Origin of the sequence: Candidatus Solincola tengchongensis, from assembly GCF_015711935.1 — a bacterium.
In the GTDB taxonomy this organism is placed as follows: domain Bacteria; phylum Actinomycetota; class Geothermincolia; order Geothermincolales; family RBG-13-55-18; genus Solincola_A; species Solincola_A tengchongensis.
In genome coordinates, this window is sequence record NZ_MU158678.1 from 34,407 (window position 1) to 59,326 (window position 24,920).

General features: G+C 65.3%; 17 protein-coding genes. 11 read left to right on the top strand and 6 right to left on the bottom strand.

Going from position 1 to position 24,920, the window contains the following annotated elements; translation table 11 throughout:
• The first annotated feature begins 96 nt into the window (after positions 1-96).
• A complete protein-coding gene (locus tag H7007_RS12400; protein ID WP_287155626.1) occupies positions 97-2,739 on the top strand; it encodes an efflux RND transporter permease subunit in 2,643 nt (880 codons plus the stop codon).
• A 495-nt stretch (positions 2,740-3,234) separates the two neighbouring features.
• On the opposite strand, the gene H7007_RS12405 is transcribed toward H7007_RS12400, so the two are convergent.
• Positions 3,235-3,780 (bottom strand): LemA family protein, encoded by a 546-nt coding sequence (locus H7007_RS12405; RefSeq protein ID WP_287155627.1) that lies wholly within the window; start codon positions 3,778-3,780, stop codon positions 3,235-3,237.
• A gap of 215 nt (positions 3,781-3,995) precedes the next feature.
• Here H7007_RS12405 and H7007_RS12410 point away from each other — a divergent pair, with 215 nt between their 5' ends.
• The 5 genes from H7007_RS12410 (at position 3,996) to H7007_RS12430 (ending at position 9,244) form a co-directional block, all read left to right on the top strand.
• Positions 3,996-5,129 (top strand): metallophosphoesterase family protein, encoded by a 1,134-nt coding sequence (locus H7007_RS12410; protein ID WP_287155629.1) that lies wholly within the window; start codon positions 3,996-3,998, stop codon positions 5,127-5,129.
• Complete coding sequence (locus H7007_RS12415; protein WP_287155630.1) at positions 5,123-7,213, top strand: ATP-binding protein; 2,091 nt, start codon at positions 5,123-5,125, stop codon at positions 7,211-7,213. The genes H7007_RS12410 and H7007_RS12415 overlap by 7 nt, the downstream gene beginning before the upstream one ends.
• Positions 7,214-7,268: 55 nt before the next feature.
• The gene (locus tag H7007_RS12420) at positions 7,269-7,781 is read left to right on the top strand and encodes a hypothetical protein (RefSeq protein ID WP_287155631.1); all 513 of its coding nucleotides are present in this window, start codon (positions 7,269-7,271) and stop codon (positions 7,779-7,781) included.
• A 126-nt stretch (positions 7,782-7,907) separates the two neighbouring features.
• A complete protein-coding gene (locus H7007_RS12425) occupies positions 7,908-8,480 on the top strand; it encodes a flavin reductase family protein (protein WP_287155632.1) in 573 nt (190 codons plus the stop codon).
• A 92-nt stretch (positions 8,481-8,572) separates the two neighbouring features.
• On the top strand, positions 8,573-9,244 hold the full coding sequence (locus tag H7007_RS12430) for an acyltransferase (RefSeq protein ID WP_287155748.1): 672 nt from the start codon (positions 8,573-8,575) through the stop codon (positions 9,242-9,244).
• A 495-nt stretch (positions 9,245-9,739) separates the two neighbouring features.
• On the opposite strand, the gene H7007_RS12435 is transcribed toward H7007_RS12430, so the two are convergent.
• The 4 genes from H7007_RS12435 to H7007_RS12450 form a co-directional block, all read right to left on the bottom strand.
• The gene (locus H7007_RS12435; RefSeq protein WP_287155633.1) at positions 9,740-11,221 is read right to left on the bottom strand and encodes a phenylacetate--CoA ligase family protein; all 1,482 of its coding nucleotides are present in this window, start codon (positions 11,219-11,221) and stop codon (positions 9,740-9,742) included.
• A gap of 528 nt (positions 11,222-11,749) precedes the next feature.
• Positions 11,750-12,919 (bottom strand): M24 family metallopeptidase, encoded by a 1,170-nt coding sequence (locus H7007_RS12440; RefSeq protein WP_287155634.1) that lies wholly within the window; start codon positions 12,917-12,919, stop codon positions 11,750-11,752.
• Positions 12,920-13,260: 341 nt separating this feature from the next.
• The gene (locus tag H7007_RS12445) at positions 13,261-15,537 is read right to left on the bottom strand and encodes a M28 family peptidase (protein ID WP_287155636.1); all 2,277 of its coding nucleotides are present in this window, start codon (positions 15,535-15,537) and stop codon (positions 13,261-13,263) included.
• Positions 15,538-15,877: 340 nt separating this feature from the next.
• Positions 15,878-17,554 (bottom strand): CocE/NonD family hydrolase, encoded by a 1,677-nt coding sequence (locus tag H7007_RS12450; protein ID WP_287155637.1) that lies wholly within the window; start codon positions 17,552-17,554, stop codon positions 15,878-15,880.
• A gap of 603 nt (positions 17,555-18,157) precedes the next feature.
• Between H7007_RS12450 and H7007_RS12455 the strand changes: the two genes are divergently transcribed.
• The 4 genes from H7007_RS12455 (at position 18,158) to H7007_RS12470 (ending at position 23,246) form a co-directional block, all read left to right on the top strand.
• The gene (locus H7007_RS12455) at positions 18,158-19,930 is read left to right on the top strand and encodes an aldehyde ferredoxin oxidoreductase family protein (RefSeq protein WP_287155638.1); all 1,773 of its coding nucleotides are present in this window, start codon (positions 18,158-18,160) and stop codon (positions 19,928-19,930) included.
• A 412-nt stretch (positions 19,931-20,342) separates the two neighbouring features.
• A complete protein-coding gene (locus H7007_RS12460; protein WP_287155639.1) occupies positions 20,343-20,924 on the top strand; it encodes an aldolase in 582 nt (193 codons plus the stop codon).
• A 104-nt stretch (positions 20,925-21,028) separates the two neighbouring features.
• Positions 21,029-22,249 carry a helix-turn-helix transcriptional regulator gene (locus tag H7007_RS12465; RefSeq protein WP_287155640.1) on the top strand — a complete coding sequence of 407 codons (1,221 nt, stop codon included), beginning with the start codon at positions 21,029-21,031 and terminating at the stop codon, positions 22,247-22,249.
• Complete coding sequence (locus tag H7007_RS12470) at positions 22,236-23,246, top strand: helix-turn-helix transcriptional regulator (RefSeq protein WP_287155641.1); 1,011 nt, start codon at positions 22,236-22,238, stop codon at positions 23,244-23,246. Before H7007_RS12465 ends, H7007_RS12470 begins: the two co-directional genes overlap by 14 nt.
• 323 nt (positions 23,247-23,569) lie before the next feature.
• On the opposite strand, the gene H7007_RS12475 is transcribed toward H7007_RS12470, so the two are convergent.
• Positions 23,570-23,842, bottom strand: a complete 273-nt coding sequence (locus H7007_RS12475) for a hypothetical protein (RefSeq protein WP_287155642.1) — start codon at positions 23,840-23,842, stop codon at positions 23,570-23,572.
• Between the two features lie 204 nt (positions 23,843-24,046).
• On the opposite strand from H7007_RS12475, the gene H7007_RS12480 reads away from it, so the two are divergent.
• Positions 24,047-24,880, top strand: coding sequence for a hypothetical protein (locus H7007_RS12480; protein ID WP_287155643.1), 834 nt, complete (start codon positions 24,047-24,049; stop codon positions 24,878-24,880).
• Positions 24,881-24,920: the final 40 nt, after the last annotated feature.

Sequence of the window (24,920 nt, forward strand, 5' to 3'; positions counted from 1 at the left end):
ATAAAATATGCAAATTGCAAATATTCTTTATTGCAAATATAATCCTTATTGCCGCCGTCGGGCGCGGTGGGCAGCGGATGGAGAGGAGGGGGGAGGATGCGAAAGGCTTTCGCGTTGATGACCTCGTGGAGCGCCAGGAGGCCCTGGTTGGTGCTGGGCATCATAGCCGTCTTGACCGCCGCGTCTGTGGCGGGGGCCTTTCGCATCCAGATGGAGTTCAGCCAGGAGGCCCTCCTGCCTGACAAGTATCCTTCCATCGCCGCCCTGCGTAAGGTGGAGAAGGAGTTCGGAGGGCTCAAGTACGCCAAGGTGCTCCTGACCGGCAAGGACCTCTTCTCTCCGGATGCCGCGCTGGCCCTTTTCGAGTACCAGCAGGCCCTAGAGAGCGGCGCCGATTCCGCGGGTTGGGAGGAGCTCGTCCTCCGCGCCGAGAGCTATCTGTCCTACTTGCTCCGCAATCCCGAGGCCCGGGCGCTGATGACTTTGTATTCCTCCTTGCGCGCCTCGAGCTCCGGGGAGGAAGCCCTGGACGCGGTGCGTGGGTTTCTTGATTCCGAGGCGGCGCGCTCCATGGAACGACAACCTGAGGCCGGTCCTTTCCTGCAGGGTCTGCGGACGGCCGTGGGCCAGGGAGAGGAGGGCGCGAGGACGGCCGGTTATCTGGTGGAGGCGGCGGTCTCCGAAGCCCTGGACCGTTACCTGGCGGCGGCGGGAGCCATGGTGGTGGGAAGGACCGTCACCGCTGACGGCAAGGCGGCGGTGGTGAACATCCAGGTGCGTCCGGGCCTCCCCCAGTCGGAGGTTCTGAGGCGCGCCGGCCGCCTGGAGGAATTCACGGCGGCTTTCTTCGCCTCCAGGGGGATGGAAGCGGAGGTGAGCGGCGAGGTCTACATGATGAAGGCCCTGCAGCGCCTCTCCCTGCGGGACAGCGCCGTCCTGGGGTTAATCGCCTTGCTCTTCATCGCCGTGGTGCTCTTCCTCACCTTTCGCAAGGTGCTGGACATCTTCCTCACCCTGGCCGTGGTCTTCGTGTCCCTGCTGTGGATATTCGGGATCATGGGGTTCGGGGGGATACACTACACGGTGATGGGGATGGCCCTCGTCCCCCTCATGCTGGGCATAGACATCGCCTATTCCATACACATCCTCACCCGTTACTACGAGGAACGGGACAAGAGAAAGGGGGCGGAGGACTCCGCCGTGAGCTCGGTGGTCACGGTGGGCATCGCCGTCTTTCTGGCCGCGGCCACCACCATGTTCGGGTTTCTCTCCTTCTCCATCTCCGACCTGCCTCCTATCCGGCAGTTCGGCCTCCTGTGCCTGGTAGGGGTCTTCTTCGGCTTCCTGCTCTCCATAACCATGCTTCCGGCAGCCCTGGTCATCCGGGACCGTAGGAGGGGGATAAAGGAGAGCAGGCGGGTGGAGGAACACCGCCTCCTTGACTGGCTGGACCGGGGGCTGGCCAGGCTTTCCCTCCTGGCCGAGAGGCACCGCCTGCCGGTATGGATCGGCTGCCTGGCGCTGGTGGTCGCCTGCGGGCTCTCCGTGCTGGGAATCTCCACCTCCGCCGACTTCCGCACCTTCGTCCCCCACGACCTCCCCGCCTACCGTTCCTTCATCCGCATAGAGGAGCATTTCGGGGGCCAGGACACGACGGTGGCCCTCCTGGAGGGGGAGGACCTCCTTTCGACGGCGTCCCTGCGCAGGATGGACGAGTTTGTGAACGCGGTCCTGGATCATCCGCGCAACCTCACTCCTGAGGGGGAGAGGAAATATTTCCGCCCCGAGAAGACGAACAGCATCCCGGGCATCCTCCGAGCCGCGAAGGCCCTGGCCTCGGCGGAGACGGCCGGCGTCAACCCGGGCAGCGGAGTGGGCGTGGAAGCGGAGCCCGGGCGTTGGGTCCCCGCCTCCGCGGAAGAGGCGGAAGCGCTCCTCTCCAAAGCGGAGGAGGCCTTCGGGTTCGAATCCTCGTCCCTCATATCCCAGGACCGGGACTCCTCCCTGGTGGCCTTCGAGGTGCCCTTCGTGGACGAGGAGGGGGAGAAGGAGATGGCCGCCATCCTCCGCGACGCCGCATCCGAGTCCATGGTTCCGGGTTCCTTGGACATGGAGTTGACCGGCATGCCGCTGATCATCTCCGATGCCCTGGACAAGCTCTTCACCACCCAATTGCAATCGGGAGCCCTGGCCCTCCTGCTCTGCGCCCTCCTCGTGGTGGTTGTCTTCCGCTCCCTGGCCTACGGCCTTACGGCCACCTCCGTGGTCTTCCTGGCCATTCTCCTCGAGATCGGCCTTCTGCGCCTCATAGGATGGCCTCTGGACATCATGACGGTGATGATCGCCTCTCTGGTCATCGGGGCGGGGATAGACTTCGGCATCCACGTGGCCCACCGCTTCCGGGAGGAGCTCTACGACAACCGCCTGCTTCCCGAGGAGGCGGTGAACACCACGGTGCGCAACGTGGGCAACGCCCTCATCTCCGCGGCGGTGACCACCTCCGGCGCGTTCCTCATCCTGGCCGTATCCAGTTTCTCGCCCCTTCGCCGTTTCGGCGTGGTCACCGCGCTTGCCCTGGCCAGCGCCTGCTTCGCCGCCCTGGTGCTGGAGCCCACCTTCCTGACCACCGTGGCCACCCGCCTCGACAGGCGGGTCCGGACGGACGGGGGGCGGGGCAGGAGAGGAAAAAGCGGGCGGGGCGGCCTCCTCGATGAGGGACGGAAAGGGCGCTCCATTTAGCCGCGATTTGAGCGGCGGGCGGTTCGCGGCCGTCGCCGGAGGCGGGTTCGCGCGATGCGGAGCGGTGGCCGCGCGCGGAAGGGAACAGGTCCGCCCTGCGGTAAACCGATGATTATTGCGTGATCCCGATATCTCCCGCGAAAGGCCTTTATCGGTCAGGATTTATCGCACGGCCGCCGGCCTATCCGCCCGGGGTCCTCATGCCATGAGCCGGGTTGAGGGTGCTCGCCATCACCGGGAAGGCGAGGGCGAAGAGGAACAAGACTTCCGCCGCAGGGGCCAGCCCCGCTCCGTGTCTTCCCCAGGCGGGGACGGCCTCCATTTGTTTCGGCCAAAATTTGACCCGTTTCGTCTTCGCCTCGTTTATCCGGCGAGAGGTGGTTCTTCTCGCGGTCATGTCCTGGTGAGCGCCTCGACTCGCAGTCGGCGCCGAGAGGCGAGTGGTGAGGGGACAGGGGAAGGGAATGAAGCGGGTGGCCAAGAAGGGGCCTCGGCTCATCGCTTTTCCTCGCCCACCCCTTTCCGAGGGAGCTCGAAGTACTCGGCGGGGCGGAAGTGCAGCGTTCCGGCCAGGAGGTTGAAGGGGAAGGCCTGGATGAAGGTGTTGTACTGGCGGACGGCCCCGTTGTAGTACTTACGCGCGGATGCCAGGTGGTCCTCCACGCGGACGAGCTCCTCCACCAGCCGCGAAAAGGAGGCATCGGCCTTGAGGTCCGGATACCTCTCGACCAGGGAGAGAGCCTCCCTCGCCGCCGCATCCAGCCCGCTCTCACTCCTCGCCCGGTAGGCCGGTCCGGCATCCCGAATGCCGCTGCGGGCGCGGGTCGCCTCCTCCAGGAGGGCCGCCTCACGTTCCGCGTATCCCCTCGCCGCGCTCGCCAGAAGGGGGAGAAGGCGGTGGCGCAGCTCGAGTTGGACGTCTATGTCCTGCCAGGCCCTGCGCACCCTGTTGCGCAGCCTTACCATGTGGTTGAAGGAGAGCGCGGCGGCCGCGGAAGCGGCTCCCAGGAAGCCGAGCAACAGCCAGGGGACGGCTCTCATGCCCCCATAATATCAGCTCCATGCGGTGGCGGGCCTGGGGGAGGCAATGCATTCCGCTTCTCTTCGGTCGTCGCGAGCCTTCGGCGGCCTCCCGGACAGAAGGACCGTAAAGGAGCGGAGGAGGGCAAACCGAGCTCCATGTCCCGGCCGGTCGACATGTCCCCGGCCTGATCTATAATAGGCGTTGGCGTAGCGGCTTTTAGTCACCGGGGGAGATGATGCCTGACCTGACCTTTATCCACACCGCGGATGTCCACCTGGGAGCGCCCTTCCTCTTCCTGGGCCGGAAGGGGAGAGAGCATAGAGAGCAGTTGAAAACCACCTTCTCCCGGGTGGTTGACCTGGCGCTGGCCTCGCAGGCGGACCTTTTGATCATCTGCGGGGACCTCTTCGACCGCCCCTATCCCGGAGCCGAGCTGGTGGGCGAGGCGGCTTTCCAGATCGACAGGTTGAGCCGGGAGGGCATATGGACGGTCATCGTCCCCGGCACCCACGACCCCTTGAAGGAAGGCGGGGTTTACGAGCAACCGGCTTTAAAGTCCATCCCCAACCTCCATGTCTTCAGCGATGAAGACCTGACCCCCTTTCCCATCCCCGGACTGGACCTGGTGATATACGGGGCGGCATGGAGCGGGAGGCGTCACAATCCGCTGGCCGGCTTCCGCCCCCGGGACGAGGCCCGCTGGAGGGTCGGCGCGCTGCACGCATCGGTGCGCCTCCCCGGCAGGGTGGAAGAGGACGGCGTCTGGGTGGACCGGGAGAGCATCGCCTCCTCCGGTTTGCACTATTTGGCGCTGGGGCACTGGCATTCCTTCTCCGGCCGGGAGGAGGATGGGGTTTCCGCCTATTACCCCGGCCCCCCGGAGCCACTGGGGATGGAGACGGAGGGGGATGGGGTGGTCCTCGCCGTGAAGCTGAGTGAGGGAGGAAAGGCGGAGGTAAAACCCCTGCGGACGGGGCGCCGCAGGTTCCTCTCCCTGGAGCTGGACGGCGCCGTTCTTGGGGGCCCGGAGGAGCTGTACGGCCACCTGCGGGGGATGGCCCATCCCGACCTTGCGCTGCGCGTCCGGGTGAGACGCGCCTGGGGAGAGGCCTGGTCGAGGTTCGACGCGGAGAGGCTGGAGGAGGAGCTCTCCACGCTCTTCTTTCACCTCTCCCTTCAGGTGGAGCTGGGTTCCTGCCGCTCCTGGGAGGTTGACGACTTTCCCGAGAACACGGTCGCGGGACGTTTCCTGCGCCTGGCCCGGCGGGAGATGGCCGGCCTGGAAGGCGAGGACCTGGAGGTGGCGGAGGAAGCCCTGCGCCTGGGCCTCTTCCACCTCTCGGGCGGGGAGGCGGGCTCATGCTGATCGAGGAGATCTCCCTGCGGCATTTCAAGCGTTTTCGTGAGGCCTCCTTCACGCTCCGCGAGGGCCTCAACGTGGTGAAGGGGCCCAACGAATCCGGCAAGTCCACCTTGCTCCAGGCGGTCATGGCCGGCCTTTTCTGGCGCGCCGATTCCACGCGCCGCGAGGTGCGGGAGAGCGTGACGTGGGGGGAGAGCGGCGGCATGCGGGTGGAGCTGAAGGGGAAGTCAGATGGTATTTCCTTCCATCTGATCAAGGATTTCTCGGCGCGGAGGGCGGAGCTCACCTGGGAGGGAGAGCGGGAGACCGACCCCGGGCGCATCCAGGAGCGGATGCGGGAATGGCTGGGAATAGGTAGCGAGGCCGCCTTCCGGGCCACGGCGGGCATAAGGCAGGACGAGGTGGCCGGCATCGCCGAGGGAGGTCGGGAGCTGGGGGAGAGCCTCCAGGCGGCCGTAGGGGGGCTGGAAGGTGGGCCGGGGGCAGTGCGGGCCAGAGAGGCGCTGGAAAGGGAGCTCGGCGAGATGCTCCGGGGAACAAAGGGGGCGGCCAGAAACCCCGGGCCCCTGGCCCGCGTCGAGGAGGAGCTGGCGTCGCTCTCCAGGCGCCGGGAGGAGCTTACCCGCGCGGTGAGGGAGAGGGAGGAAGCCCGCCGGCGCCTTGCCGAGCTGGAGGAAGAGAGCAGGAGGACAGAGCAAAGGTTGGAGGTCCTGGAGGCGCTGATAAAGGATACCCAGGAGCGCATGGACATCGAAGAGGACGTGGAGGACTTCCAGCGCCGTTACCGCATGCTCGAGAGCTCCATCAAGCTCCTGGAGGAGGACGAGGAGCTGGCGAGGGAGGAGGAATCCCGATACGCGGCTCTGCGGGAGGTCTTGAGTGAGGAGGGAGAGCGCCTGGAGGACCTTGAACGGCGCCGCGCCGCGGCGGGGGAGCGGATAGTGGGCCTCTCCCGGAACCTGGAGGAGGCGGCGGCGCTGCACCCGCGGCCCTGGGCTCCATGGGTCATGGCGGCGGGCCTCACCCTTCTGCTGGCGGGTCTGGCAGGCGTGGCCCTCTCGCCCTATATGCTCGTCCTCTGCCTGGCCGGTTTCGGCCTGGCGACTCTCTCCCTGGTCCGCGGGGGCTACCTCCGCATGCACTCCGCGAGCAAGCGGCTGCAGGAGCTGCGTGCCCAGGTGGAGGAGGTGAGGGCGGCGGAGGCCGAGGTCGCGCGCTGCATGGAGAGCATTATGGTCCGCGCGGGCTGCGGCTCCCTGGAGGATTTCGAACGGCTGAGGAGGGGATACGCGGAGCTTCGAGCCCGCAGGGAGGAGATCGCGGACCGCCTGCGATTGCTTTCCGCCTGGGGAGGGGACCGGGCGAGGCTTGAGGATGAGGCCCGCAGCCTGGCGGCGGAAGCCGGGCTGCGCAGCCGGAGGCTCAAGGAACTCAAGGGTCGCACGCTTGACCCGGAGGGGCTGCAGCAAGCCCTGCGGGAGAGGGAAGAACTGGTGCGGAGGATGGAGAACCTGCGCGAGGAGCGGGTACGCCTCGAGGTGATACTGGCCGGAGGGGAGCAGGAAGAGGAGCTCCTCAGGACGGAGGAGGAACTCGCCCAGCTCGAGGAGCGGAAGAGGCGCCTCACCATGAGGGCCAAGGCCCTCGAGTTGGCGCTGCAATGGCTGCGGCGCGCTTCTCGCGACAGCCTGGATTCGGTCACCGCCCGCCTGGAGGAGATGACCGGTGATTACCTGAGCCGCATAACCGGGGGGCGCTACCGGAAGGTCAGCGTGGAGGGGGAGGGCCTCTCCGTCTCCGTCTGGTCGCCGGAGAAGGGGGAGGAGGTGAAGGCCGATTCCCTCAGCCGGGGCACGGTCGACCAGGTATACCTGGCGGCCCGGCTTTCCCTGGTGGAGGTCATCTGCGAGGGGAAGAACCCGCCCCTGCTCCTGGATGACCCCTTCGTGACCTTCGACTCCGAACGCCTGAGGAGAGCCATGGAGCTCCTGCGGGAATACGCGCGGGGAAGGCAGGTGGTCATCTTCACCTGCGGCGACCATTACGACCTCTACGCCGACCGTGTGGTGACCCTCGCACCGGCCTGAGGGTCGCCGTCGTCTCGAGGCCTGCCGGTATTATCATGGGTATTATCATGGTGATATGACCCTCCGGGAACGTTTCGAGGAATACCGTCGCCGGATAAAGTTCAGCGACCTGGATCTGGCCTCACGGGCCATGGCCGTGCTCTGGCTGGACCTCTTCCGGGAAAGGGTGATACGCAATTGCTTCCCCCGAGCGGGGTCGAAGAGCCTGCTTCGGGAAGTGGGAGCGGTCATAGACTCCACCTTCCTCGAGGGATACATTCTGGCCCGTGCGGCCTACGGTGACGGCACGGAGGCGGTCATATACACCGATCCCAACCGCCCCGGTTCGGTGGAATGGGGGGTGGAGAGGCTGAGGCTCATGTACGAGGAGGAGGTGATCCCGGAAGCGCCCTTCGCCGGGGAACCCCTGGGCGTGGAATCCCTGGCCGAGTCGCTGGTGCGGGAGATAGCCTATGGCCCTTCGCTGGTCATGCTCGAGGAGCGCGAGCTGCTGAAGGTGCACCTCGTCTATGCCCTGTGGGCGGGCTACAGGTTGGCCGGTTTCGAGAGGAAGTTGAGCGGGCGCTGAGGACGCGCCCTGGCCGCGAGGACCCCCGAGCGGGGAGCCCCTCGAGACCTCGGGGCGCATGGGGGACAGGGATAAACGGTCGGCGGGCGGGCTGCCCGTCCGGTGTCGCCGGGAGAAGGAGTGGATATGGAAAAAATTGTAAAAGAAGCGTCGACCCTCTTTCTGCCCAAACCGGTGGCCCTGATAACCACCGCGCACGGCGGAAGGGACAACGTGATGACCGCGGCCTGGGTCAACGTGGTGTGTATGGAACCCCCGCAGGTGGCGGTGGCGGTGCGGGAGAGCCGTTTCACCCACGAGCTGCTGAAGGCCAGCGGGGAATTCGTGGTCAATATCCCTACCCGGGACATCTGGAGGGCCGTGGACATCTGCGGCATGGTCTCCGGCCGGGACCGGGACAAGTTCCGGCTGGCGGGCTTGACGCGGGAAAGGGGCCGGGAGGCTGAGGCCCCCCTGGTGGCGGAGTGCCCCCTGAACATAGAGTGCCGGGTTAGCGCTGAGCTGCCCCTGGGCTCTCACACCCTTTTCGTGGGCCTCGTGCTCGCCGTCCACCTGGCCGGTGAATGCGAGGGGGAGAGGGGAGCCGTTGACGTGCAGGCCTTCCGTCCCTTCGTGCTCAACCACCGGGAGTACTGGGACATGGGAAGCAAGCTGGGCCGTTACGGTGAGACGGCATCCGAGTTGGAGGTCATACCGTGAGAGGCGGAGGGGGAGCCGGGACCCACGGTAAGAACAACGGGTCTTACCCGCCCCCGCAGTCGGTCGGGCGCCTTTCAAGGACGGCATTGGCGGTGGCCTACTTCTTCCATCCGGTAGGGGAGGCCTGGAACAGGGTGCTCTTTTCCCTCCGCCACCCCCGCGTGCGCTACTACCAGTGGCTGCTGCGGAGAAAGGGCGTGGAATGCGGTCCCTACGTGTGGATATCCGGACCGCCCGACGTGGCCCTTGCCGGTGAGTCCACCTGCAGCATCGGGGACGGGACCTTCATCCCCACCACGGTACAGATACGGGGAAACGACCGGGGACGCATCGTCATCGGCCGCCACTGTTCCCTGGATACCCTGGCCCGGCTCTTCGCCGCCAACGACGCCACCCTCCTCCTGGAGGACAACGTGGCCGTGGGGCCCTACAACATCATCAACGCCTTCGACGACTGCATCATCAGGAAGAACTCCATGCTCGGCCCTTACGTGAACATCAACTGCGCGGACCACGGCCTGGAACTTGGGGAACCCATGCGCTTCCAGAAGGGGACTTACGGGCCGGTGGTCATCGAGGAGGACTGCTGGATAGGGTCCCATGCGGTGATCCTCAAGGGGGTCACCGTGGGGACGGGCGCCGTGGTGGCGGCGGGGTCGGTGGTCACCCGGGACGTGCCCCCCTTCGCCATCGTGGCCGGTGTCCCCGCGCGGGTCATAGGGGACCGCCGGGAAAGGGAGGCAGAAGGAAAAACGCGTCCATGATCGCCGATCCATGTGCGTTCGCCGCAAGGTCACGGACGCCCGCGCGGGAACACGCCATCGACCTTTTCCCGACGCTTTCGATCCGACAGGCGCATATCTTGACGGATAATAGGCAAGGGGAGGGCAAAATCGCTTTTCCCCGCTACTATTGGACCTGTGTATCGAGAGTCCCGGACGCGGCTTCCGTGATGTCGCCGGTGGTCGGTCGACAGAGCTCCGGGCTGCCGAGAGGTTGAGGGAAGAGCCTCCTCGGCCATACCACGCGGCCTATCCTCCCTTAGACCTGTCCCGTACCGGACATCCGGGGACAGAGGACGGTCTATTCCCGATCACCCCGCTGGAGGGGCCTTGATCCGCCGCGGAGGGCCTCCCCCGGGAAGGAACCCGGGTTTTGAGGGGCGCACAGGGAATGAGGGGAGGGCAGGTATGGCATCGGGAATCCGTTCCTTTGGCGAAGGCAGCAGCCCCCGTTCCCGGCGGCCTGAGCCCGGGCGTTCACATGTCCTTGGGCCGCATGTCGATGACCCGGTAGGCCTTGAGGGCCACCGTGGGGTCGTAAATCTCCTCCATGGACACGAACTCCACCTTGGGGGTCATCTCCACCGCGGTGCGCAGCTTCATCTTGATATCCTCCTCCAGCCGGCCGCGGTCCACTCCCTCGGCGGGGGCTATTTTCACCACCAGCTCGTCCAGGGAATAGGGGTCGCTCGGGTCCTTCTTGGTGAAGATTATCTGGTACTCCTTGACCCCTGGGGTGTTGGCCACCTCGTCCCGCAGCACCTCCGGGTTGATAAGGGTCCCCTTGAGTTTGACCAGCTCGGTGGTGCGGGTGGCGTAGGTGCTGCCCACGGCGATGATGATGCGCTCCGAGTTGCGGCCGCAGTAGGGGCAGGTCTCGTGGGTCATGGCCCCTATGTCCCCGATGACGTAGCGCAGGAGCACGGTTCCCCGCCGGTTGAGGTGCGTGATGCAGATCAGGCCCCGCTCGCCGTCCGGCAGGCGCTTTCCGGTCTGCTCGTCCACGACCTCGAAGAAGTAGAGGTTGGGGGCCGGGTTGTGGCAGCCGCTGAAGTCGGTGCACTCGGGCATGGCCCCCTGCATCTCGGTGAACCCGTAGGAGTTGCTGATGAAGGGGTCCTCGGCGCCCATGTTCATCAGGCGCTGCCGCATGTCCTCGCGCATCCCCCTGGGGCAGGCCTCGCCCAGGGCCTGGATGTGCTTGGTGGCCGAGAAATCCCTGCCCTGTTCCTCGGCGCGCATGATCAGGCGTCGGATGAAGCTGGCGATGCCCAGCCACACCTCCGCCCTCCCCTTCTCGATGAGGTCGATGGCGTAGTCGATGGAGCGGTGGACGGGGAATTCCGGGTAGGTCATGCCCGTGCACCCGTACATGGAAAGGGTCCCCAGACCCATCATGCCGATGTCCCGGGCGCGGAAGAAGCCGATGTGAGGGACGGGGCCCAGGGGAAAGAGGTTGATCCCCCGGGAATAGGGTGGAAAGCCCCCCAGCTTGATGCCCCGGAAGATCATCTGCCAGATGCCGTGAGCGTCGTGGATGGTATTCCAGAAGGGAGTGGGCACCCCGGTGGTGGAGCCGGTGGTGTAGGTGACCTCGAATATCCAGTCGTAGAGGGTGGGGTTGGAGGGCTTCAGCTTGAAGGCGTCGGGCTCGGCCATGTAGTCCTTCTTGAAGGTCAAGGGAATCTTTTCCAGGTCGTCCAGGGACTGGATATCGCCTGGCTCGATCCCCTGTTCCTTGAAGACCCGCTTGTAGTAATCGTGCCCGTCCCAGACCCACTCCATCTGCCGCCTGAACATCTGGTCCTGCATCTCGCGGATCTTCTCCTGCGGCCAGAAGGTGGGGTCGTCGTCGTCCCGGTAGAGCGGGATGCTCTCGATATAGCGACGGGTGTTCTCCGGGGTCACCGGGACCTTCTCGTAGGTGCCGTCGTCCTTGGGAATGTAGAGCACGCTCATGGTCGAACCCCCTTACTCTTTTCTTTTCCCCTCCCCGCAAAGGCGGCGCCGACTCACAGGAGACGTTTTATGCAGCCTCGACAGGAAGATTTTATCCGCACCCGCCGGCGGTGACAACCGGCGTTTCCAGGCCTCCGCCTCGCAGGCCGGGCACAGTGCCTTCTCTTTGGAATCGGACATCGAGAGATCGATCCTTCCCTCCTGCCATTTTGCTTGGTTTGCCGGTATGAAAGGTGGTCTATTGACCTTCTTCAACCTTGAAGGGAATTACGGAGGCGACACGGAAGCGGTCCGAACGGGCGGTCCCTCGACTATCCTCAAACCCTAAAGCGCTCATGGAGAAGATACGGCGCCTTCCGCCTGCGGTTCGGGCCAGCGCCGCTTTCCCTGCCTTCGAACGCGTGAAGGTACCGCCTTTTGTCCCCCGGGCCGTTCGTTCCGTGAGGAGGGAGGGCGGTCTCTTGTCCCCTCTCGAGCCGCAGAGCGAGGATTTGACCACCTGGTAGGAGCCGGAGCCCGCCCTGGCGGTCAGACGTCCAGCACGGTGAGTTCCAGGGGGGTGGTGTTGAGCATCTCGCCGCCGCCGGGAGTGACCCGTACCACGCATTCCAGGCGCATGCCGCCCACCCCGGGCACGTTCATGACCAGGGCGGCCACCTCCACCACGTTCTCCTCCAGGACCAGGTCTCGGAACTCGTCGCTGTTGATGACCGCGGGGTACCATTCGTGGCCGATGACCCCGATGCCGTGGCCGAAGGCCGGGAGGGTGTATTGGGCGTAACCCAGCTCGGATACCTCGTCGAACACCATCTGCCACACCTCTCCCACGGTGCTTCCCGCCTTCAGGGAGGAGATGAGGAGCTCAGCCGTGCGCAGGTAGGCCTCGGCCAGCCTCCTCTGGTCCATGGAAGGTTTTCCCAGGATGTAATTGTGGGAGAGGTCGGAGTAATAGCGGCGGTAGGTGGGATGCAGGTCCACAAGGAGGTTCTCTCCCGGCTGCACGATCTTGTCCGTGGGAGGGGTGCACCCGCCCAAGGGGTACCAGGTGCGGTAACCGGAGGCGATCTCCGAGGACCCGGTGACCGGCCAGTGGAACTCGCTTCCCAGCTCGCGCATGGCCATCTCCCCGATTCCGGCGATCTCCTGTTCCGTCATGCCCACCTCGAGGAGTTCCTTCACCCTCTGCTGCGCGGCATCGGCGATGGCCGCCGCCTGGCGGAGCAGCTTGATCTCCTCGGGGTCCTTCACGTAGGTCGCCCGGTCCACCACCTCCAGGGCGTTGACCAGCCGAGCCTCCGGGAGGTTCTCCTTGAGGAACTCGTATTCCGTGGCGAAGAGGTATCCGGCGATCATGCGCGGGGAATGTCCCAGCTCCACGCCGATGACCCCCTTGTCCCAGCCGTGTTCCCTTATCTGGCGCAGGGTCACCTCCCACAGCTCCATCCCCGGGAGAGGCCCGCAGCCCACCACGTTGTCCAGCCAGGAGTCGTCCTTTACCCGCTCGGCGTCCATGAGGAGGGTGTTCAGGCCCACATATCCGTCCCGCGAGACCAGCACCACGCTACGCCAGGGGATGAAGGCGCCCCCGATGTAGGTCACGCTCTTTCCCCGTGTGGCCAGGAGGAGGTCGATCCCCCTCGCGCTCATCTCCTCGACGATCCTCTCCACCCGCTTGCGGTAATCGATGTTCACGTCCATCCTGCCCTCCCTTATCCCGTATCCCTATGGGGACGTTTTACGATTTGCCGCCGCGCGTGCCTTCATGCCCGCGGGCGCCCGGAGTCTTTTCACCCGCCGCGGTGTCGGGCTCGTCGCGGGTGAAGGCGGAGGCTTGCGGTAGGGGGGTGGGCAACGGGAGACGAGGTCCCTTTTCCGCCCCGCCCCGCTCACGCCGCCCGTGAAGGGCGGGCCTACCGTCGGGAGTCTTCGCCGACCGCATCTCGCCGGGTGCAGACTAAAACCCCCGAAGGTCTCGCTTCCCGGCACCGCGAGCACCTTTTCGCGGCCTCCTCTCCGAAGAGAAGGGGTCCAATCCGGCCTCAGGCGCCCAGGTGGTCGATGAAGCCCAGGAGCAACCGGCCGGTGTTTTCGATGTGACAGGGATTGATCTTGTCGTAGGTGTCCTGCGGCGTGTGGTACCACGGGTCATCCTTGACCTCCAGCCACACGGCGGGTATGCCCGCCTTCTCGAAGGGCTCGTGGTCCGAGTAGCTCCCGCTCTGCAGATAGGGGAGAGGCACGCCGTTATCGGAGGCGTAGGCCAGAAGCGCGTTGCAGAGGTCCATGGGGCCGATGCCCATGGTGCGCGCGTAGAGCTGGGCGCCCACCCCCACCATGTCCACGATAATCGCGCCGCGCAGTGAAGGCCTCTCCTCCGGGGTCAGGGAGGCCACGTAATACCTGGAGCCGAAGTGGTGAAGGTCGGTCCCGTCCACCAGCCTCTCCTCCCCGCCGAAGAACACGAACTCCAGGCGCAGGCCCGGGAGAGGGCCTCTCTCCGAAAAGCAGCGGGCCAGCTCCAGGACCACCGCCGTGCCCGAGGCGTTGTCGTTGGCGCCCGGGCTTCCCGTGCCCCCCTTGGTGTCGAAATGGCCCCCCACCACCAGGGTCCGACGTGACCCGGAGGCGGCTCTCTCCTCGAGGGAGGCGATGACGTTGCGCGTCTTCGCCCCGTTGGGGAGGGGGACCTCCTGTATCCCCACCTTGTACCCGTAGCCCGCCAGGACCGAGGCCAGATAGGCGGCCGCCCTCTCCTCCCCCGCCGTCCCCTCCACCCGGGGCCCCAGGCCCACGCTCAATTGGAGTATATGGCCCATGGCGTTGAGGACCTCGAAATCGGCGCTCGGGAAGTAAAGGGGCCTTTCCACCACCACGGGCTGGTTCGACAGTATCCGGGTGGAGAAGTCCACTCCGCGGGGAAGCACATCCAGGACGTTCAGCGTATAACGGGAGGAGCCTGGTATGACCGCCTGTGTGGATTGGCTCCCTCCGTCACCCAGGGCGAAATCGACCCACACCGTGGCCTCCTGGGTCGAGGTGTTCAGAATGCAGATGTAAGGATGAAATCCCGGCCTGGTGGTACCCTCGCCCAGCATCCAGGATACCCCGGGATTCTCCGTTCCCGTGGAGACGTGCCCCCCGGGACAGGAACCGAGGTAGTTGAAGTACATGGGCCGCTCAGCCACCAGGGGGAGGGAGCCGGTGACCTCCAGGGAGAGCTCCCTTCCCGGGCCGGCGAGCTGGTTGATATTGAGGGTCTGGCGTCGCCCGCGCTGGAGTCGGAAGGTGAAGACGTCCTCGCCTCCTCCCTGGTACAGGCAGCGTACCTGGACATCGTTCTCCTCCACCTGTGCCTCGACCCTCCAGGGCCAGTAGAGGCAGAGCCATTCCTCGAAGCCCGCTCCGGTGTACCCCTCGGCGAAATAGGACTTCTCGCGCGGCGCGGTGAGCCCGGTCGAGGCATGGCCCCCGCACCAGGCGCCGCGGTACTTGAAGTACATAACCCTCTCCGCGCATACCGGACCGCCCGCCTCCACCTCGATGGTGACGTCATGTCCCGCCCCCACCACCTGGTTGACGGGTACGGTCCAGCGTGACTGGGGGAGGATATGGGTTGCATGCACCATGCTCGTTCCGTCCTCCAGGGTGAAGCGGGCGCTGGCGTCCACCTCGTTTCCCGTGGGATTGGCCAGCAGGAGGTATTCCTCGAACCCCTCCCGGGTGCACCCCTCGGCGAAATACCACTGCTGGGAGGGGGAGGTCACTCCCTGGCCCAGGGTGCATCCCTTCCATTTATTGGCATAGAGGAAGTACATGGGCCGCTCGGCGACCACCGGCCTGTCGGCCAGAAGGCGCAGGGAGAGTTCCCTTCCCGCCCCCGCCAGATGGTTTATGTTCAAGGTGGAACGGCACATGGGCGGTATCTCCGCCATGATGCCCCCCGGTGGGGCCCCGTTGTAGAGGAAGTCCACCTGGAGTTCGACGGGTTCCCCGTTGGGGTTGAAGACGCATAGCCATTCCTGGAATCCCTCGCCCGTGTAGCCCTCGGCGAAATACCATTCTCCGGATGCCGCGCTCACGGCCGTCCCGCAAGTGCCGTCCGCGGCCAGGGAGTGGCCCGGGCGGAGGAACGCGTTTCCTGGGAAGAAAAGGAAGCCGCATATGAGGATGCAGGAGATGAAAAGGAGCGCGGGAGCGGAAAATCGGGCGAAGGGGCGAAAGAAGGGAGTGAAGCGCATGCCTCCTTCACGCCTGCTGCCCCGGTCATGCGCGAAACCCGATGCCCCCTGCGGTGTACGCCCTTCATCGCGCCTCATCGTCCCCTCCCCTCAAATGCCGGACCTGACAGGGCCGGATGTTCAAGACGCCCCCCTCCCCGAACCGAGTCAATCATAACACCTCGGCCTTGAAAATATCATCTAAGAGGCGTGAATCGCCTTGCGTCCATTGCCGCTCTGGTCCCGGAGTGGGCCATGGCTTTGAGGCATGCAGGACACCCGAGGGATTGTTCTTCGGCTGGTGGACGGCCCGGCCAGCGCTTTCAAGCCGTTGCGTCATTGCCGCCCCTTCCCGTGCGGGCTTTGAGGGCACCGGATCTTGCGCGCCGGCGTCCTTCCGGGCGCCGTCGTCCCCGTGGCCTCGTGGGCGGTTCGCCGGTCAGCCCTCGCGCAGCGGCAGCTCCAGGAAGCTCAGACCCTCTCCGTAGATCACCCGCAGGCCTTTTCCGGGTACCGGGAGCACGAAGGGGAGGTTGCACCCGGCGAGAGTGAGGCGAAAACAGTGTCCCCGGGGAAGAAGGTAATCGGTGGCTACCAGCTCCACGACCTGTTCCAGTTCCTTCCCCGGCTCCACGTCCTCCAGGGTCGCCGTCCCGTAGGTGATGAGGCGGGGAAGCCCCTCGTCGTCCGGTGGCACGTCGTAGAGCAGGGCGTTGATCTGCGCACTGCGGTCCCTGGGCACCACCCTGAGGCGCAACCGCGGCGCGCCCAGGAGCTCAAAGTCCCGCTTTGCCGGGGACGTGGTGAAGGAGAAGAAACCCTCTCCCGCCTCCCTCCGCGGCCCGGGCACCGGCAAGCCCATGGCCTGAGGACGGATGACCGAGGGGCCGGAGTTGGCGGGGGTGAGGAGACGGGGCCGCAGTACCGTTTCCTCCCGCTTCCCCTTGGGCTTGGAGGTCAGCTTGAACCGGCCGTCTTCCCGGCCCAGGTATATGGTGTGGGTGCGTATCCCGCGCGGAGGCCAATCCTCCTCGGGTTCCACCATTTTTTTCCAGGGGCGGTACAGGCGCACGGGCGGTTCGTCGAGTATCCCGTTCTCCTCTCCCTTGAGCCAGTAGTCGAACCAGCGCCTGGTGATCTCCCAGATCTCCTTTCCCGCCCAGCGGGGCCCCACCGCCGGGTCCAGGCCGTGGATGCCATTGGAGATATAAAGCATCTTGGGGGTCTTGAGGCGGGTGTAGAAGTCCATCATCTGGTTGGGCTCGAACAGGTCGTCGTTCCAGGAGCCCACGATGAGCATGGGCTTGTCGCATTCCTCGGCGAGGTGCAGGCAGGACCTCTTGCGCATGTCCTCCAGGAACTCGTCCCTGTCGCCCCGGCCCAGCAACAGGGTGGAGGTCCAGCGGTAGAGGACGTTGCGGGGATCGAGGCGCGTGGCCCATGTGGCGGTCAGGAGCAGGAAAAGGCCCCAGAAGAATTTCACCGAGCCGTGGGGGGCGAGGCTGGAGGCCAGATCCGTCCATCCCGCCATGGGTACCACGGTCCTCACCCTGGGGTCCCGCAGGGCGATGAGGAAGGAATGCCCTCCGCCGTAGGATATTCCGGTCACGCCGAGCGCGCCTTCCTTGAGGGGCAGCCCACTCTTCTCGGTGAGCCAGTCTATGGCGTCCTCGAGGTCATTGAGCTCGTGGTCGGGACCGGCGCAGTGCACCTCTCCCCCCGAAGAGCCCCACCCACGGCAGTCGTAGGCCAGGACGACGTAGCCCGCGGAGGCGAAATAAGGAGCGTAAAGGTGGCACTGCCAGCGGTTGAACATCCAGGAATGGACCATTACGAGGGCCGGGAAGGGCCCCTCCCCGCTGGGGACATAGAGGGCGGCGCTGAGGCGCGTACCGTCCCTCGCCTTGAGCTTGAACTGCTCCACACGGAAGCCCTTGCGCCGCCCCTCTGCCTGGGCCAGGCTGCGCATCAACGCGGGTAGAGCGGGCAGGGAGGCGGCTACGGAGGCGCGGAGGATGCGCCTCGCCCTCCTCCTGGCCTCATGGCGGGGCTGCGCGCTCCCCCTTTTCCTTCTCCCATCCCTGCGCTGCTTCATGTTCGGCTTTTTCTCGGCCATAAGGAAAACCCCCTATCGTCCGGTAAACGCCCGTTTCCCGCAACATGATAACAGAAACCGTCGCTCCGTTTGCACGGCCACGGGCGGCCGGACCCTTTGTCTTGCGAGAATCCCGGCAGGAGCCGGCCGCTGACCGGGTTGAGGGGGCGTGTACGGCTATTGACGGTTTGCTTCGGAGATCACTGCTGGCCGGAGGCGCAGGCTTTTTTGGGGGACGGCGGAGTAGAACGTCGTGGTTGGACACCCTATTCCGGTAAGCCCGGCAACGGGGGTGCAGCTTGCCCGGTTGGTCAGGAAGACCGGCCCCCCGATGGCTGCGGCGGTGGGACACCGAGGAGGCCGGGAACCGCTTCTTCCCGTGCCCGTGCGCGGGTATGGGGGATGTCTTGTGCGTCGGACACTCTTCAGGCGGGAGGTATTCTCAAGGTGCGGGCCGCTTTCGCTGGACCGCCCGGCCCGCGTGGGCACGCCGGACATGGCCGAGGTGGCCTTTCCGGGGGCATGGAGAGCGTCGGGGAGTGTTATGCTTTGGGATGCGATGACCGACAGCCGGGCGGAGTTCCGCCGCCGGATGCCGCCGGATGCCGACGGGGAGGACGGGATATGGACGGATGGATGGGGCGGATGCTGGAGGTGGACCTGGGGAAAAGGGCCTTCCGGGATAGGGAACTGGACCCGGAGCTCCTCACCCGCTGGTTGGGCGGGAGAGGGCTGGGGGTGAAACTGCTCTTCGATTCGGCCCTTGGCGTGGAGCCCCTCCACCCTTCCAACCCGCTGATATTCGCCGTGGGGCCGCTCACGGGGACGCCCGTGCCCACGGCGGGCAGGTTCTCCCTGGTCTCGAGGTCGCCCCTCACCGGCACGGTGTTCGATTGCAATTCCGGGGGGCGGTGGGGGGTGGCTTTGAAGAGGTGCGGCCTGGACGTCCTCATGGTGACCGGTCGTTCACCGGAACCCGTGTATCTGGAGGTCAGCGAGGAGGGGGCACGCCTGCACCCGGCGGACCACCTGTGGGGGAAGAGGGTTTCGGAGGTCATGGCCCGCCTCGGCGGGGCGCACCCCGGGGCCGGGGTGGCGGCCATCGGTCCGGCAGGTGAGAACGGTAGCCTGATGGCCTCGGTGATGAACGACGGCGCACGGGCGCTGGGGCGAGGAGGCCTGGGGGCGGTCATGGGTTCCAAGAACCTCAAGGCCGTGGTGGTGCGGGGCCGTAACCGGGTGAGCGTGAGCCGGCCCGAGAAGCTGTCCTTCGTCCTCAACGAATCACGGAGGTGGATAAAGGGCAATCCGGTCACCGCGGTGGGGCTTCCCCGTTTCGGGACCGCCGTGCTGGTAAACCTCATGAACGAGCTGGGCGTGTTTCCTGCCAACAATTTCCAGTATTCGCGCTTCCCGGAGGCGGAGTCCATCTCCGGGGAGGCGCTGGAGGAGAGGTATCTCGTGAAAAGGCGTAGCTGCTGGGGCTGTCCCATAGGTTGCGGAAGGGTCACCAGGGCGGGTGACCTGGAGGGCGAGGGGCCGGAATACGAGACCCTCTGGGCGCTGGGGGCGCAGTGCGGGGTGGGCGACCTGGAGAAGGTCGTTCTGGCCAATTACCTGTGCAACGACCTCGGCCTGGACACCATATCCGCGGGCTCGGTCATCGGGTGCTGCATGGAGCTCTCCCAACGGGGCCTGGTGGAGGGAGGGCCACGTTTCGGGGACGCCGACGCCGTGCTCGGGCTGCTCGAGGACATGGCCCTGGGAAGGGGTCTGGGAAAGGAGCTGGCTCAGGGAGCCCGGCGTTTCGCCCGGCACCGGGGAGCGGGGGAATACGCCATGCAGGTGAAGGGTCTGGAGCTTCCGGCCTACGACCCCCGGGGGCTGCAGGGCCAGGGGTTGTCCTTCGCCACCTCCAACCGGGGAGGATGCCACCTGAGGGCTTACCTGGTGGGGCCGGAGGTGCTGGGCATTCCCAAGATGGTGGACCGGCACTCCACCATGGACAAGCCCGGACTGACCATCTTCGCCCAGAACCTCAACGCGAGCGTGGATTCTCTGGTGCTCTGCCGCTTTCTGCAGTTCGCTTTGAGCGACGAGTATTTCGCCCGCATGCTCGAGGCGGTGACCGGCGTGCCTTACAAGGCCGCGGACCTGCACCGCATAGGGGAGCGTATCTGGAACCTGGAGAGGTTGTACAACCTGCGTTGCGGGATGGACCCCGCGGAGGACACCTTGCCGTTGCGCCTTCTCCGCGAACCGGCCTCGGAGGGACCGGCGGCGGGTAGGGTCGTGCTCCTCGAGGAGATGCTCCCACTCTATTACCGGGCCCGCGGTTGGGACGAGAGGGGCATACCCGAGCCTCAGAAGCTGGCCTCCCTGGGCCTTGCCCCCTGACGGGGGCTCGGAAGAAGATCCGGGAGAGGAGATGGAGGAGACGGGGCCGGGGCGCGACCGTTTGAGGCGCGCCGTTCCCGCCGGGCACGGTACAACAAGGTAGAGGAACACCGGTCTTTTCATCACCTGCCGCCTCACCGTTTCTGCAGGCGTTTTTCGGGTTGAAAAAGGCAGAGAAACCGCACCTCATCCCCAGGAGACGAGCAGATTAGAAAGAGGAAGGGCTCTCTCCCGTTTCCCATCCCCTCCGTTGGAGGGGTAAATCCCCTCGGGGGTCATATCCGTCGGAGGTCATGTACGGTATGTACCCTCTCTCGGAGCACATCGTTTTCAGGGTCCTCCTGTCCGCTCTTCCCCGGTGATATTATTGAAGGGCGGAATACCGTACGATCCTTGCGGGAGTGGGCTTGCCATGCTGGAACAGTTCAGTTTCTTCGGGCGCGAACTGTTTCTGCAGGGGGTTAATTCCTCGCATAGCGGGAACATGAGCGTCCGCGTGGGGGACAGGATATTCATCACCCGCCGCGGTTCCATGCTCTCCCACCTCAAGGAGGGGGACCTGGTGGAGACCGGGCTCCAGGACGACGACAGCCACATAACCCTGGCCTCCACGGAGATAAAGATACACAGGGCCATATACAGGGAGACCTCGGCTCTGGCCGTGGTGCACGCACACCCGCCCTGCGCCGTCGCCCTTTCCCTCCTCGAGGATGAGATACGTCCCGTGGACACCGAGGGCATCTATTACTTCAAGGTCGTGCCCGTCTTGGGGGCGGACCTCACGGTGGGCTCGGACGAGGTGGCGGAGAAGCTCCCTCTCCTGCTCCAGAACTACAAGATCGCCATGGTCAGGGGACACGGCAGCTTCGCCGTGGGGCAGATGCTGGAAGAGGCGTTTCAGTGGACCTCCAGCCTGGAGGCCTCGTGTCGGGCCCTTCTTTTTTACCGCCTGCTCTCTCCGCAGCCGAAGCGGGAAGGGAAAGTCCGATGGTGACCCGTGGCCGTCTCTCAGCCCTCCGGAATCTGCTCCGGTTCACGAGGGGTTCGACCAGCAGTATAAGGAAGCAGGAGGCGGAGAGCGCGGCGAGGAGGAGGGCCGTGGTCCCGCGGCTCTCCGCGGCGGAGCTCAGCAGCAGCCCGAGGACCAGCAGAGCGGTCTTCGTCGAACTCATCCACACCTTCCTTTACTCTCGCGCCTGTATATCCGCAGCCGTTCGCAACATGCCGATGTTAGCATCCGGCGGTGACAAGTCCCTTCCGGGTGAGAGTGGGGAGAAACGGGTGGGGGGGAGGTCGGCAGTGAGCAAGCTGGAGAGGTTGATGAACCTCATCGCCATGCTCCTCGAGGCCCGCCGCCCAGTCACCCTGGAACAGATACGCAACAGCATACCCGGTTATCAGCAGGAGAGCGCGGCGTCCTTCAAGCGCATGTTCGAGCGCGACAAGAGCGAGCTCCGGGAGATGGGCATCCCCATACGCGTGGAGCCGCTGGACGCCTTCGGAGAAGAGACGGGTTATCGCATCCCCAAGGAGGATTACTACCTCCCCGAGGTGGATTTCACACCCGAGGAGAAGGTGGCCCTGCTCCTGGTGCACCGCTTCGCCTCGGGAGGGCTCATACCCCTCTCCCGCGAGGCCTCCTCTGCCCTCCTCAAGCTGAGCCCGGACCTGGGGGGCGCGAACCCCCTGGGTGGAGCTCGGCCGGTCCCCGTCCGCTTCGACCACCCGGCGGAGGCGCTGGAGAAGCTCGGCGCGTTCTGGGAGGCCTCGGTGAGGAGAAAGACGGTGCGTTTCGCCTACCGTTCCCTGGGTTCTTCCAAGCCCCGGGAACGGCTCGTAGACCCCTACGGGATGTATTTCGACCGCGGGGCCTGGTACGTGGTGGGTCACTGCCACTTGAGGGGGGAGATGCGGATCTTCCGCGTGTCACGGGTGGAGTCCGACGTGGTGCTGGAGCATCCCGAGAACCCCGGCCCGGATTTCGAGAGGCCGCCGGATTTCCGGTTGAGCGACCATTCCCGGGTGCTCCCCTGGGAGTTCGAGGAGGGCGCACCGCAGGAGGCCGAGGTCCGCCTCTCGCCCCGCATTGCCTGGTGGGTGGAACGCGACCTCGGGGACATCTATCCCTTCCGCTATCTGGAGGACGGGAGCGGGGTCATCAGGGTCACGGTGCGGAACGAGGAGGCCTTCTGCAACTGGGTGCTCTCTTTCGCCGAGGACGCCGAGGTGCTCTCGCCACCTGGCCTGCGGGAGGCCGTCAGGCGCAGGCTTCGGGGCATCCTGCGCGGACTGGAAGGAGGGCGGGATGTCCGGTCCTGAAGCAAGGTTGCGCCGCATGCTGGCTCTCATTCCCTACGTCCTGAAGCACCAGGGCGCCACCTTCCGGGAGCTCTGCGAGGTCTTCGGGGTGACCCGGGAACAGCTGATAAGGGATCTCGAGCTCATCTTCCTGTGCGGCCAGCCCGACTATACCCCCGCGGACCTCATCGAGGTGAGCATTGAAGGGGACCGCGTGTTCATAGGCATGGCCGATTATTTCGCCCGCCCGGTGCGCTTCACGCCTTCCGAACTGGCCGGGCTCTACCTGGCCTGCAGCGCCCTGGCCAGGCTGGCCGGGCCCGCGGCTTCATCGGCCTTGCACTCCGCCATGCGCCGTATTCAGCGGGCCATGGGGATGGAGGAACTTTCCCCGGAGGAGGTGGAGAAGAGCCTGGAGATGGCCACCCCGGATTCCAGGGAGGAAGTGCTCTCCCCGCTCCTGGAGGCCTGCGAGGAACACCGGGTGGTGGAGATGGAATATTTTTCCTACGGGAGGGGGGAGCTGACCCGGCGCCGGGTGCATCCCCTGTCCATGGAGTTCGGGATGGGGCACTGGTACCTCCACGCCTGGGACGAGATGAGCGGAGAGGTGCGCGTCTTCCGGGTGGACCGGATAAAGGACCTCGAGGTCACGAAGGAGAGGTTTACGCCTCACCGGGAGGAGGAGGCGGGGAGAAAGGGCACTTCCACGACGCCGGAATCGGGGGAGATCGTCGTGAGGCTGCGTTTTTCGCTCGCCCTGGCGCCGTGGGCCAGGGAACAGGCGCTGTTCAGCGAATTCCAGGAGGAGAAGGAGGGGCTGGTGTGCACCCTGAGGACGGACAGCCTCTCCTGGCTGGAGAGAGAGCTGCTCCGCTGGGGGACTGAGGTGGAGGTGCTCCACCCGCCGGAGCTCCGGGAGAGATTGCGGCGTCGCGTGAAGGGCCTTCTGGCCCTCTACGCCAAACGCAGCGGCCGCAGGCGAACCGATGAGAGTCCCGCCTCATGTGCGCCGTAACTCGTATTTTTCAGGCATGGAGCGTCGCATCAGCGGGAGGGACCGGGCGGTCCTGGGCGGTCGGAGGGCCGGGGACGGCGTGAACAAGAGCCCCCGGCGGGGCGGCAGTAGGTGAATATATCCCCGGACTACATGTGCGTATACCCCCTGTATACCGAGGTACGGCGAAAGCGGGGTCTTCTCCGCCCCGCGATACATGTCAGCGCTTCGGCAGGAAGTGAAGAGCGGCGAACGCGTGCGGGAAGAAATTTCTCCGCCCCACGGTACAGGCTCCCAGATGAAGGGCAAAAAACGGATTTTCACCTGCGGGAGGCGGAAAGGGTTCAGCGCGCGTGGCGGGACAGGTATGCCTGGCGGAAGCGTTCGAGGCTCATGCTGTCCAGGTCGTTCTTGATCTCGTTCAGGCGGCGTCTTGCTTTTTCCAGTTCCTTGTATCTCTCCCCGTAGATGAGTTTCTGGCGCCGAAAGTCCCAGACCTCCACCAGGAACCCCTCACCGAAGGCGGCGTCAATAAACCCCTTGCTTATACGGACCTTGAGGGAGCTGTTCGCCGCCTCGCTGCCGTTGCCCCTGAACGGCGACTCACGCCTGTGCAACCTTCACCTTCCTTTCCTCTCGAGTCCCTCGAGGTTCCCGAGACCACAAGGGATATTTTAACACCTGGCGCAAGTTTTAGTGAACATAAATTTAATATGTGTATGATAAGGATGCGTAGCGGGAGCCGCTCTATCGGAGGTGGATTATAATGTTTGGGTCAATGTCCCCGAGTCGCCGGATAGGAGCAAGGGACGGAAAGGCGCATGCATAGCCGTGGTGCGGAATTGAGGCGCATACCCAGGAAACGCCGGTACCTGGCGCTCCTCCTGCCCGTGGCCGCCTTATGTCTCGTGTCGGCCATGCTCGGCTCCGGATGCGGGAAGAAGGGGGAGACGTTGAGCGTTCCCGACTACAGGAAGCGCGTTTCCGAGATACACGACGGTGTGGCCTGGGACCTCAGCTACGTCCTCGAATCACTGACGGAGGTGTCCGGAGACGAGTATTATCACCTCCAGGCGATAGGTGAGGTCTTCTCGCAGGCCCAGGAGATATTTTCCGGCGCGTACCGGTCCCTTGACGCCCTAAACCCTCCTGAGGAAGCCCTCGATCTGCACCTGGAACTTATGCGCTTCTACGCCGACGGAGAGCGGGAGACCGGCGTGGTCATAAATTCCCTGGGGCTGTTCCAGATCCTTCTCCCCATGCTGGTGGACGTCGACAACCTGGCCCTCCCCTCCCTCGGGGAGCAGCCTCAACCCCAGGACATAAGGGCGGCCGCCGAGGAGGACGGCAGGACCATGGAGGAGTACCTCCGTGAACTGGAGGGCATCTCCCCTCCGGAGGAACTGCAGGACTATCTGGAAAGGGCGCGGGGATTGTTCCGGGCGGTAAAGGATATGGTGTCCGGAGTCCTTCAGGCGGCGCCGACGAAGGAACCGGAGTCCCTGGCGGATTTTCGCCAGAGGTTCGCCCCCGTGGCCGGAGAGGCGGCGGACCTTAGGAACACCGTGCAGGCCTACCTGGAGGGGGTGGGGGGGCGGATAGACGAGCTCATCGAACGCGGGAGGGAACTTGCCGCCCGCATAAAGGGGCTTTGAGCGTGGGAGGGCCGGTGCGGCCCCCGGGAAAGGCAAGAAC

Excerpts from the sequence above, each read along its gene's own strand:
- H7007_RS12400 (WP_287155626.1), top strand. The coding sequence starts at position 97 with ATGCGAAAGGCTTTCGCGTTGATGACCTCGTGGAGCGCCAGGAGGCCC.
- H7007_RS12405 (WP_287155627.1), bottom strand. The coding sequence starts at position 3,780 with ATGAGAGCCGTCCCCTGGCTGTTGCTCGGCTTCCTGGGAGCCGCTTCC.
- H7007_RS12410 (WP_287155629.1), top strand. The coding sequence starts at position 3,996 with ATGATGCCTGACCTGACCTTTATCCACACCGCGGATGTCCACCTGGGA.
- H7007_RS12415 (WP_287155630.1), top strand. The coding sequence starts at position 5,123 with ATGCTGATCGAGGAGATCTCCCTGCGGCATTTCAAGCGTTTTCGTGAG.
- H7007_RS12420 (WP_287155631.1), top strand. The coding sequence starts at position 7,269 with ATGACCCTCCGGGAACGTTTCGAGGAATACCGTCGCCGGATAAAGTTC.
- H7007_RS12425 (WP_287155632.1), top strand. The coding sequence starts at position 7,908 with ATGGAAAAAATTGTAAAAGAAGCGTCGACCCTCTTTCTGCCCAAACCG.
- H7007_RS12435 (WP_287155633.1), bottom strand. The coding sequence starts at position 11,221 with ATGAGCGTGCTCTACATTCCCAAGGACGACGGCACCTACGAGAAGGTC.
- H7007_RS12440 (WP_287155634.1), bottom strand. The coding sequence starts at position 12,919 with ATGGACGTGAACATCGATTACCGCAAGCGGGTGGAGAGGATCGTCGAG.
- H7007_RS12445 (WP_287155636.1), bottom strand. The coding sequence starts at position 15,537 with ATGAGGCGCGATGAAGGGCGTACACCGCAGGGGGCATCGGGTTTCGCG.
- H7007_RS12450 (WP_287155637.1), bottom strand. The coding sequence starts at position 17,554 with ATGGCCGAGAAAAAGCCGAACATGAAGCAGCGCAGGGATGGGAGAAGG.
- H7007_RS12455 (WP_287155638.1), top strand. The coding sequence starts at position 18,158 with ATGGACGGATGGATGGGGCGGATGCTGGAGGTGGACCTGGGGAAAAGG.
- H7007_RS12460 (WP_287155639.1), top strand. The coding sequence starts at position 20,343 with ATGCTGGAACAGTTCAGTTTCTTCGGGCGCGAACTGTTTCTGCAGGGG.
- H7007_RS12470 (WP_287155641.1), top strand. The coding sequence starts at position 22,236 with ATGTCCGGTCCTGAAGCAAGGTTGCGCCGCATGCTGGCTCTCATTCCC.
- H7007_RS12480 (WP_287155643.1), top strand. The coding sequence starts at position 24,047 with ATGCATAGCCGTGGTGCGGAATTGAGGCGCATACCCAGGAAACGCCGG.